This is a genomic window from Leclercia sp. M50 (assembly GCF_037150775.1).
Lineage (GTDB): Bacteria > Pseudomonadota > Gammaproteobacteria > Enterobacterales > Enterobacteriaceae > Enterobacter.
The window spans coordinates 1-8,176 of sequence record NZ_JBBCPK010000139.1 but is presented as its reverse complement, the minus strand read 5'-3'; the positions used below and the strand labels follow the sequence as shown (position 1 = coordinate 8,176).

Sequence of the window (8,176 nt, the reverse complement as noted above, 5' to 3'; positions counted from 1 at the left end):
ATCCGCGTCGTCTCGAAGCGTTTCCGCAGCATCAGTAAGAACATGCAGAACACGATGGGGCAGGTGACCACCAGCGCCGAGCAGATGCTGAAAGGCCATAAAGAGGTGCTGATTTTTGGCGGCCAGGAGCTCGAAACCAAGCGCTTCGATAAGGTCAGCAATAAGATGCGTCTGCAGGGGATGAAGATGGTGTCTGCTTCTTCCATCTCCGATCCGATCATTCAGCTCATCGCCTCCCTGGCGCTGGCGTTTGTGCTCTATGCCGCCAGCTTCCCGAGCGTGATGGAAACCCTCACCGCCGGTACCATTACCGTGGTCTTCTCGTCGATGATTGCCCTGATGCGCCCGCTGAAATCGTTAACCAACGTTAACGCCCAGTTCCAGCGCGGGATGGCAGCCTGCCAGACGCTGTTTGCGATCCTTGATTCCGAACAGGAAAAAGACGAAGGCAAACGCGTGATTGAGCGCTCAACCGGCGACGTGGAGTTCCGCAATGTGACCTTTACCTATCCGGGTCGTGATACGCCTGCTCTGCGCAATATCAATCTGAAAATTCCGGCAGGCAAGACCGTGGCCCTGGTGGGCCGTTCTGGCTCGGGTAAATCGACCATCGCCAGCCTGATCACCCGCTTCTACGATATTGATGAGGGTGAGATCCTGATTGATGGCCACGATCTGCGCGAGTACACCCTGCGGTCGCTGCGTAATCAGGTCGCGCTGGTCTCCCAGAATGTGCACCTGTTCAACGACACCGTGGCTAATAACATCGCCTATGCCCGGAATGAAGAGTACAGCCGTGAGCAGATCGAAGCGGCGGCGCGGATGGCCTACGCCATGGACTTCATCAATAAGATGGATAACGGCCTGGACACCATTATCGGTGAAAACGGTGTCCTGCTCTCCGGCGGTCAGCGCCAGCGTATTGCCATTGCGCGCGCGCTGCTGCGTGACAGCCCAATCCTGATCCTCGATGAAGCCACCTCGGCGCTGGATACCGAATCCGAACGCGCTATCCAGTCTGCGCTGGATGAGTTGCAGAAGAACCGTACCTCACTGGTGATTGCCCACCGCCTGTCGACGATTGAAAAAGCCGACGAAATCGTGGTGGTGGAAGATGGCTACATCGTCGAACGGGGCAGCCACGCCGACCTGCTGGCGCACCAGGGCGTATATGCTCAGCTTCATAAAATGCAGTTTGGCGAATGATCGCTCGCATCTGGTCCGGTGAGTCTCCGCTCTGGCGGTTGCTGTTGCCGCTCTCCTGGCTGTATGGCCTGGTCAGCGGCCTGATCCGCCTGAGTTATAAAGTGGGGCTCAAACGGGCCTGGCGCGCGCCGGTGCCGGTAGTGGTGGTAGGCAATCTCACCGCTGGCGGTAACGGTAAAACGCCGGTGGTGATCTGGCTGGTGGAACAGCTGACAAAACGCGGGATTCGCGTGGGGGTCGTCTCCCGGGGATATGGCGGCAAGGCGGAGCGCTATCCGTTGCTGCTGACCGCGCAAACCACCACGGCGCAAGCGGGGGATGAACCGGTGCTGATCTTTCAGCGTACCGGAGTGCCGGTAGCGGTTTCGCCGGTGCGCAGCGAGGCGGTGCAGGCTCTGCTGAACCAGACGGATGTCCAGATTGTGATTACTGACGACGGACTGCAGCACTACGCGCTGGCCCGGGATAAAGAGATCGTGGTGATTGATGGCGTCCGCCGCTTTGGTAACGGCTGGTGGTTACCTGCCGGACCGATGCGCGAGCGCGCGTCGCGTTTGCGGTCCGTGGATGCGGTTATCGTCAACGGTGGTACGGCGCAGGCGGGGGAGATCCCGATGCAGCTGCACCCAGGACTTGCCGTGAATCTTCTGACCGGCGAACGGCGCGACGTTGCTGAGCTTAACCATCTGGTGGCGATGGCCGGTATCGGTCATCCTCCGCGCTTTTTCTCTACCCTCGAAGCCTGCGGCGCCAAACTTCAGCGTAGCGTGCCGCTGGCCGACCACCAGGCGCTGAGCCTGGAGCAGGTTGCGGCGTTTACTGGGCCTGGTCAGACGTTGATCATGACCGAAAAAGATGCGGTGAAATGCCGCGCCTTTGCCCGGGATAACTGGTGGTATTTACCGGTTGATGCCCAACTGCAGGGTGAACAGCCTGAACAACTGCTCCAGGCGCTTATCGCCCTTGCAGGGCAGGTAAAAGAGGTTTCGCCCGCGCACTAACTGACAGGAAAAGGCATGGCTTTACCGCAACTCACGCTTTCAGCCGCACGTCATCTGCATCTTGCCGCCCAGGGGCTTTTGAAAAAGCCCCGTCGTCGCGCCCGACCCGCCGATATTCTTACCACCATCAAGCGCATGTCGCTGCTCCAGATCGACACCATCAATATCGTCGCCCGCAGTCCTTACCTGGTGCTCTTCAGCCGTCTCGGCCCCTATTCACCCGACTGGCTGGATAACGCCCTGCGTCAGGGAGAGTTGATGGAGTACTGGGCGCACGAGGCGTGTTTCCTGCCGCGCAGCGACTTTGCGCTGGTGCGTCACAGAATGCTCGCGCCCGATAAAATGGGCTGGAAATATAGTCAGGCCTGGATGCAGGAACATGCGGATGAAATAGAAAAGCTTATCGCCCATATTCAGGAGAAAGGCCCTGTCCGTTCCGCCGATTTTGAACATCCCCACAAAGGAACGAGCGGATGGTGGGAGTGGAAGCCGCATAAACGCCATCTTGAGGGATTATTCACCGCTGGCAAGGTGATGGTGGTCGAAAGGCGTAACTTTCAGCGCGTTTACGATCTCACGCATCGGGTGATGCCCCAGTGGGATGACAGCCGGGATATGCTGACCCGGGCGGCGGCAGAGGCCATAATGCTGGAAAACAGCGCCCGCAGCTTAGGCATTTTCCGCCCCCAGTGGTTGGCCGACTATTACCGCCTGCGTCAGCCCGCGCTGGCTCCCTTGCTTGAGCGCTGGCAGGCGCAGCAGCAGGTGGTCCGCGTCGAGGTGGAGACGCTGGGGGAGATGTGGCTGCATGCCGATCTGCTGCCTTTGCTTAACGAAGCGCAGGAAGGGAAGCTCACCGCAACCCATAGCGCCGTTCTCTCACCCTTCGATCCGGTGGTCTGGGATCGCAAGCGTGCGGAACAGTTGTTTAACTTCAGCTACCGGCTGGAGTGTTATACCCCGGCGCCGAAACGCCAGTACGGCTATTTCGTTCTGCCGCTGTTGCATAGAGGGCAACTGGTAGGGCGGATGGATGCCAGGATGCACCGCAAAACCGGCGAGCTACAGGTCATCGCCCTTTATCTTGAAGAGGGTGTTCGGATGAGCGTCGCGCTGGAGAAAGGGCTCGCCACGGCAATCAGTGATTTTGCGGGCTGGCAGGGGGCGACACGCATCGCGCTGGGCCATCTTCCTGACGGACTTTTTCACGCCTGTCGAACGGGCTGGGAAATAGACGCGGTCTGAAAAAGGAATATGGTAAACTTTACCGATTATTGATACGGAGGAACTATGGATCACCGTTTACTGGAAATTATTGCCTGCCCGGTGTGCAACGGCAAACTCTACTACAGCCAGGATAAGCAGGAGCTGATTTGCAAAGTGGATAGCCTTGCCTTCCCTCTGCGCGACGGCATTCCCGTCCTGCTGGAAACCGAAGCCCGCGCCCTGGCGCCTGAAGAGAGCAAACCATGAGTTTTGTTGTCATTATTCCGGCGCGCTTTGCCTCCACGCGTCTGCCGGGTAAACCGCTGGTCGATATCAACGGCAAGCCGATGATCGTGCATGTGCTTGAACGTGCCCGTGAGTCCGGCGCGGAGCGGATCATTGTCGCCACCGATCATGAAGAGGTGGCGCGTGCGGTCGAAGCGGCGGGCGGCGAAGTCTGCATGACCCGCGCCGATCACCAGTCCGGCACTGAGCGCCTGGCCGAAGTTGTGGAAAAATGCGGTTTCAGCGACGACACGGTGATTGTTAACGTCCAGGGCGATGAGCCGATGATCCCGGCGGTCATTATTCGTCAGGTGGCGGAAAACCTGGCCCAGCGTCAGGTGGGTATGGCGACGCTGGCCGTGCCGGTTCATAGCGCAGAAGAGGCATTCAACCCTAATGCGGTGAAGGTGGTACTGGACGCTGAAGGCTATGCGCTCTATTTTTCCCGCGCCACCATCCCCTGGGATCGCGATCGCTTTGCCGAATCCCGGGATAACATTGGTGACAGCATCCTGCGTCATCTGGGGATTTATGGCTATCGTGCAGGCTTTATCCGCCGTTACGTCAACTGGCAGCCGAGCCCGCTGGAGAACATCGAAATGCTCGAGCAGCTGCGCGTGCTGTGGTACGGCGAAAAGATCCACGTCGCTGTCGCGCATGAGGTCCCGGGCACAGGCGTCGATACGCCAGACGATCTGGCCCGCGTTCGCGCTGAACTTCGCTAATCCCCGTCATCCCCTCTTTTGAGGGGATTTTTTTGTCTCAATTTTCTGAATTTCTGCTACAGAATCTTCTCATGAGGGTGACATCCGCCTGCCAGACGCTCATTATAAAAGCAGTAGTCTTAATGGGGGTAATCTCAAATGGAACAGCTGCGAGCCGAACTCAGCCATCTGCTGGGTGAAAAACTGAGCCGTCTGGAATGTGTGCATGAAAAGGCGGATACCACGCTGTGGTCGCTGTACGACAGCCAGGGAAACCCCATGCCGTTACTGGCGCGAAGCTTCTCTTCACCGGATGTGGCCCGACAGCTGGCGTGGAAAATCTCCATGCTGGCCCGCAGCGGCACGGTAAGAATGCCGACCGTTTATGGCGTGATGACCCACGAAGAACATCCGGGCCCGGATGTCCTGCTGATTGAGCGTCTGCGCGGTGTCCCGGTGGAAGCGCCAGCCCGCACGCCTGAACGCTGGGAGCAGCTAAAAGATCAGATAGTTGAAGCGCTGCTGGCCTGGCACCGGCTGGACAGCGGAGGGCTGGTCGGCTCGGTAGACAGCACCCAGGAAAATCTCTGGCCCCTCTGGTACCGCCAGCGGGTCGAGGTGCTGTGGGGGACGCTAAACCAGTATCACAACACCGGCCTGACCATGCAGGATAAACGGATCCTGTTTCGTACCCGCGAGTGCCTGCCCACCCTGTTTGAAGGATTCAATGACAACAGCGTGCTGATCCACGGTAATTTTACGCTGCGCAGTATGCTCAAAGATCCCCGCAGCGATCAGCTGCTGGCGATGGTCGGGCCCGGCGTGATGCTGTGGGCCCCCCGGGAGTATGAACTGTTTCGCCTGAGCGAGAGCGGGCAGGCGGAGGATTTACTCTGGCACTACCTGCGGCGCGCGCCGGTCTCAGAGTCGTTCCTCTGGCGGCGCTGGCTCTATACGCTGTGGGACGAAGTGGCGCAGCTGGTGAATACCGGGCATTTTAGCCGCGCCAACTTCGATCTGGCCTCGAAATCACTGCTCCCCTGGCTCGCCTGACAGGCTCTTCAGCCACTGCCAGACGCGCCCGAGCGTCTCATAGCCCACGCGATCGCTGTGCATCAGCCATACCGGGGACGGAATGATCCGTTCCCAGGGGTTAAGCGGGGCGCTAATCGCCAGCTGGTTCGCGGGCGCGGGCAGGGGATGCAGACCCTGGCGTTCAAAGAAGATCATCGCCCGCGGCAGATGGGAGGCTGAGGTCACCAGCAGGAAGGGCGCATCGCCTATCGCCTGCTTCACCGCGGCGGCTTCCTCTTCGGTATCCTTTGGACTGTCGAGAGTGATGATCGCCTCGCGCGGCACGCCCAGCGACTGCGCCACGCGCGCGCCCGCTTCGGCGGTACTCACCGGATTGCTTTGTGCTGCCGCCCCGGTGAAGATCATCTTCGACCCGGGATTTGCCAGCCACAGCCGCATGCCTTCATTGAGGCGCGGCAGGCTGTTGTTGATCAGATTGGAGCTGGGAGCCCATTGTGGATCCCAGGTGTAGCCCCCGCCGAGCACCACGATGTACTTAACCTTCTCATTTCCCTGCCAGGTGGGGTATTTGTCTTCGACCGGGCGTAACAGCCCATCCGCGACCGGCTGCAGGCTCAGCAGCGTCAGCGCCAGCCAGCCTGCCGTAACCAAAATTTTGCCGCTTTTCTGATGGCGGCTGAACCATAGCAACCCCAGCCCCAGTGCGATACACAGCAGAAGAAGAGGGAGGGGAAGCATCATGCCGCCAATATATTTTTTTAGGGTGAAAAGCATCCTTTCTGGCTCCTTTTTTAACCATATAGCTGATGATTGTCAGCGATATTACACCAGAGAGGTTCATTCTCCGCCCGGCTGTGACAAAATAGCGGTTTTGTTGTAAGTGGGTGGAGCTCTCCCAATGCGGGATCGCAATTTTGATGACATCGCGGAAAAGTTTGCCCGCAATATTTACGGCACGACTAAAGGCCGTCTGCGGCAGACAATCCTCTGGCAGGATCTGGACATCCTGCTGGATGGGTTTGGCGACAAGAAACTGCGTGTCCTCGACGCTGGCGGCGGTGAAGGCCAGACGGCGATAAAAATGGCTGAGCGTGGGCACCACGTTATCCTCTGCGATCTCTCCGCTGAAATGATCGCCCGCGCTGAACAGGCCGCGGTGGAGAAAGGTGTGAGCGATAACATGCAATTTATACATTGTGCCGCTCAGGAGATCGCTCAACATTTGGAAAGCCCGGTTGATCTGATATTGTCTCATGCGGTGCTGGAATGGGTAGCCGAACCCCAGGCGCTGCTGAAGACGCTCTGGTCGATACTGCGCCCCGGCGGCGCGCTGTCGCTGATGTTTTACAACGCTAATGGCCTGTTGATGCGTAATGTGCTGGTGGGTAATTTCGGTTATGTACAGCAGGGCATGTACAAGAAGAAACGCCGTACGCTGTCACCGGACTTTCCGCGCGACCCGCAGCAGGTTTATGGCTGGCTGGAAACTTCCGGCTGGCAGATTACCGGGAAAACCGGCATCAGGGTGTTTCATGATTATCTGCGTGATAAACAGAAGCAGCATGAGTGCTTTGACGCCCTGACAGAATTAGAGACGCGGTACTGTCGCCAGGAGCCTTATATTAGCCTTGGCCGCTACATTCACGTCACCGCGCGCAAGCCGCAGAGCAAGGATAACTTATGAGTGAATTTTCCCAGACAGTCCCCGAACTGGTTGCCTGGGCCCGAAAAAACGATTTCTCCCTCTCGCTGCCGGTAGACAGACTCTCTTTTCTGCTGGCGGTCGCCACGCTGAACAGCGAACGGCTGGATGGAGAAATGAGCGAGGGCGAACTGGTGGATGCGTTCCGCCATGTCAGTGATGCGTTTGAGCAAACCAGCGAAACCATTAATGTGCGTGCCAATAACGCGATTAACGATATGGTGCGTCAACGTCTGCTGAACCGCTTTACCAGCGAGCTGGCAGAAGGGAATGCCATCTATCGTCTGACGCCACTGGGCATCGGCATTACCGACTATTACATTCGCCAGCGCGAATTCTCGACCCTGCGCCTCTCGATGCAGCTCTCCATTGTGGCGGGCGAACTGAAGCGTGCAGCCGATGCCGCAGATGAGGGCGGTGACGAGTTCCACTGGCACCGTAACGTCTATGCGCCGCTGAAATATTCAGTAGCCGAGATTTTCGACAGCATCGATTTGACGCAGCGCATCATGGATGAGCAGCAGCAGCTGGTGAAGGACGACATCGCCCAGCTTCTGAACAAAGACTGGCGGGCGGCAATCTCCAGCTGTGAAATGCTGCTGTCAGAAACCTCCGGCACCCTGCGTGAACTGCAGGATACGCTGGAGGCTGCGGGCGACAAGCTGCAGGCCAACCTGCTGCGCATTCAGGATGCCACCCTGGCCCAGGACAATCTGCATTTTGTCGATCGCCTGGTCTTCGATCTGCAGAGCAAGCTGGACCGTATTATCAGCTGGGGCCAGCAGGCGATTGACCTGTGGATCGGCTATGACCGCCACGTGCATAAATTTATCCGAACCGCTATCGATATGGATAAAAACCGCGTGTTTGCCCAGCGTCTGCGCCAGTCGGTACAGACCTATTTCGATGCCCCGTGGGCGCTGACCTACGCCAGCGCTGACCGCCTGCTCGATATGCGCGACGAAGAGATGAGCCTGCGCGACGAAGAGGTCACCGGCGAGCTGCCAGCCGATCTGGAATATGAAGAGTTTAACGAA

At 58.3% G+C, this 8,176-nt stretch carries 9 protein-coding genes; 8 read left to right on the top strand and 1 reads right to left on the bottom strand.

Annotation, left to right across the window (positions count from 1 at the left end):
- The 6 genes from msbA to WFM46_RS21635 all read left to right on the top strand — a co-directional run.
- A partial coding sequence (msbA, locus tag WFM46_RS21660; protein WP_336998510.1) for a lipid A export permease/ATP-binding protein MsbA occupies nucleotides 1–1,206 on the top strand: 1,206 nt, incomplete at its 5' end.
- A complete protein-coding gene (gene lpxK, locus WFM46_RS21655; protein WP_336998509.1) occupies nucleotides 1,203–2,207 on the top strand; it encodes a tetraacyldisaccharide 4'-kinase in 1,005 nt (334 codons plus the stop codon). The genes msbA and lpxK, both read left to right, overlap by 4 nt.
- A 15-nt stretch (nucleotides 2,208–2,222) precedes the next feature.
- Entirely contained in the window at nucleotides 2,223–3,452 is a 1,230-nt protein-coding gene (locus tag WFM46_RS21650; RefSeq protein ID WP_336998508.1) for a winged helix-turn-helix domain-containing protein, read from the top strand.
- A 45-nt stretch (nucleotides 3,453–3,497) separates the two neighbouring features.
- Nucleotides 3,498–3,680: a protein YcaR gene (gene ycaR, locus WFM46_RS21645; protein WP_103178926.1), complete on the top strand. Its 183-nt coding sequence runs from the start codon at nucleotides 3,498–3,500 to the stop codon at nucleotides 3,678–3,680.
- Complete coding sequence (gene kdsB / locus WFM46_RS21640) at nucleotides 3,677–4,423, top strand: 3-deoxy-manno-octulosonate cytidylyltransferase (RefSeq protein WP_180209723.1); 747 nt, start codon at nucleotides 3,677–3,679, stop codon at nucleotides 4,421–4,423. The genes ycaR and kdsB overlap by 4 nt, the downstream gene beginning before the upstream one ends.
- A gap of 138 nt (nucleotides 4,424–4,561) precedes the next feature.
- Nucleotides 4,562–5,455, top strand: coding sequence for a YcbJ family phosphotransferase (locus WFM46_RS21635; RefSeq protein WP_103178928.1), 894 nt, complete (start codon nucleotides 4,562–4,564; stop codon nucleotides 5,453–5,455).
- Here WFM46_RS21635 and elyC read toward each other — a convergent pair.
- Nucleotides 5,432–6,211, bottom strand: a complete 780-nt coding sequence (elyC, locus tag WFM46_RS21630) for an envelope biogenesis factor ElyC (protein ID WP_336998507.1) — start codon at nucleotides 6,209–6,211, stop codon at nucleotides 5,432–5,434. The two genes, WFM46_RS21635 and elyC, sit on opposite strands and share 24 nt — an antisense overlap.
- 124 nt (nucleotides 6,212–6,335) lie before the next feature.
- Here elyC and cmoM point away from each other — a divergent pair, with 124 nt between their 5' ends.
- Together cmoM and mukF are read left to right on the top strand one after the other, a co-directional pair.
- Nucleotides 6,336–7,121, top strand: coding sequence for a tRNA uridine 5-oxyacetic acid(34) methyltransferase CmoM (gene cmoM / locus WFM46_RS21625; RefSeq protein ID WP_103178930.1), 786 nt, complete (start codon nucleotides 6,336–6,338; stop codon nucleotides 7,119–7,121).
- Nucleotides 7,118–8,176: chromosome partition protein MukF (gene mukF, locus WFM46_RS21620; RefSeq protein ID WP_336998506.1), on the top strand; the 1,059-nt coding region annotated here is incomplete at its 3' end. The genes cmoM and mukF, both read left to right, overlap by 4 nt.

Bases quoted from the DNA above. Each gene is read 5' to 3' on its own strand.
- kdsB (WP_180209723.1), top strand. From the start codon at position 3,677: ATGAGTTTTGTTGTCATTATTCCGGCGCGCTTTGCCTCCACGCGTCTG.
- lpxK (WP_336998509.1), top strand. From the start codon at position 1,203: ATGATCGCTCGCATCTGGTCCGGTGAGTCTCCGCTCTGGCGGTTGCTG.
- WFM46_RS21635 (WP_103178928.1), top strand. From the start codon at position 4,562: ATGGAACAGCTGCGAGCCGAACTCAGCCATCTGCTGGGTGAAAAACTG.
- cmoM (WP_103178930.1), top strand. From the start codon at position 6,336: ATGCGGGATCGCAATTTTGATGACATCGCGGAAAAGTTTGCCCGCAAT.
- ycaR (WP_103178926.1), top strand. From the start codon at position 3,498: ATGGATCACCGTTTACTGGAAATTATTGCCTGCCCGGTGTGCAACGGC.
- elyC (WP_336998507.1), bottom strand. From the start codon at position 6,211: ATGCTTTTCACCCTAAAAAAATATATTGGCGGCATGATGCTTCCCCTC.
- WFM46_RS21650 (WP_336998508.1), top strand. From the start codon at position 2,223: ATGGCTTTACCGCAACTCACGCTTTCAGCCGCACGTCATCTGCATCTT.